Raw genomic sequence first — 1,388 nt, forward strand, 5'->3', positions numbered from 1 at the left:
ACCAATTGGAGGTGCTTTTTCTATGACTAAGTATTCAATAGAGATTAGATTGGAAGCTGCTAGAGCCTACCTCGACGGAGTCGAGTCGTATAAAGATATTGCTAAAAAATATCAAATGGAACAAAGTGATCTAACAAAATGGGTATCGTTGTATCGAGAGCATGGTTCCCATGCTTTCCAGAAAAGATATACAAATCACTCTGTTGAGTTTAAAATGGACGTACTTAATTTCATAAAAGAAACGGGAGCGTCCAACAGGAGAGCAGCCGCTGTTTTTAATATACCTGCTCCTAGTACAGTTCACAGGTGGCGGTATTTATACGAAACACAAGGGATTGACGCTCTTAAACCAAGGGGAAAGGGGCATCAATCCTTGAAAAAGAAGACGAAGAAAAAGGAAGTATTAAGCTTAGAAGAAACATTACGGGCAGAAAATGAGCACCTACGAATGGAGAATGCTTATCTAAAAAAGTTGAATGCCTTAGTTCAAGACAGAGCGAAGTCAGCAAACAAGACAAAGCCCAAATAATTTATGAATTAAGGCACAACTATTCTATAAAAGCTCTATTAAAAATCGCAGGTATTGCTCGTAGCACCTACTATTACTGGTTCAACCAGATGAACATACCTGATAAATATAAGGAGCTAAAAGAAAAAATCGAAGTGATTTTCCATGAACATAAAGGTCGTTATGGCTATCGTCGAATCACATGGGAATTACGAAATCAAGGCTATACCTTGAATCATAAAACGGTATTCCGTCTCATGAAAGAGCTAGGATTGAGATGCTTAGTTCGCATAAAGAAATATCGTTCTTATAGGGGCACAGTAGGAAAGGTTGCCCCTAATATCCTAGCACGTAATTTTCAAGCAACGAAGCCCAATCAAAAATGGGTTACCGATATAACTGAATTTCACCTACATGGTGAAAAGATCTATTTGTCCCCTGTTCTCGACCTATACAATGGAGAGATTATTGCTTATCAGGTAGAAAACCGTCCTGTCTACTCTCTTGTGTCCAAGATGCTGGACACAGCCTTTAAGCAGTTAGAAGAGGGCGAAGCTCCTCTCCTCCATTCTGATCAGGGATGGCATTATCAGATGCGCGAATACCAACACTCGTTGAAGCAACATGGGGTTACACAGAGTATGTCCCGCAAGGGAAATTGCTTAGATAATGCTGTCATAGAAAATTTCTTTGGTTTATTGAAAAGCGAATTGCTTTATCTCCACGAATTTGAGAGCATAGATCATTTCAAACAGGAATTAGAGGATTATATTCACTATTACAACCACAAACGCTTGAAGATAAAACTAAAGGGCATGAGCCCGGTTCAATACCGAACGCATACCCTGCGGGTTGCTTAAAACTTCGTGTCTAACTTTTT

1 protein-coding gene is annotated in these 1,388 nt (G+C 39.4%); it reads left to right on the plus strand.

The window, feature by feature from the left end:
- Positions 1–22 precede the first annotated feature (22 nt).
- Positions 23–1,368, plus strand: a protein-coding gene (locus tag EDD57_RS14205; RefSeq protein ID WP_131850070.1) for an IS3 family transposase whose coding sequence is annotated in 2 segments (ribosomal slippage) — positions 23–464 and positions 464–1,368 — 1,347 coding nt in all. Because the reading frame shifts where the segments join, the coding sequence is not laid out codon by codon here.
- Positions 1,369–1,388: the final 20 nt, after the last annotated feature.

Origin of the sequence: Baia soyae, from assembly GCF_004341445.1 — a bacterium.
Lineage (GTDB): Bacteria > Bacillota > Bacilli > Thermoactinomycetales > Thermoactinomycetaceae > Baia > Baia soyae.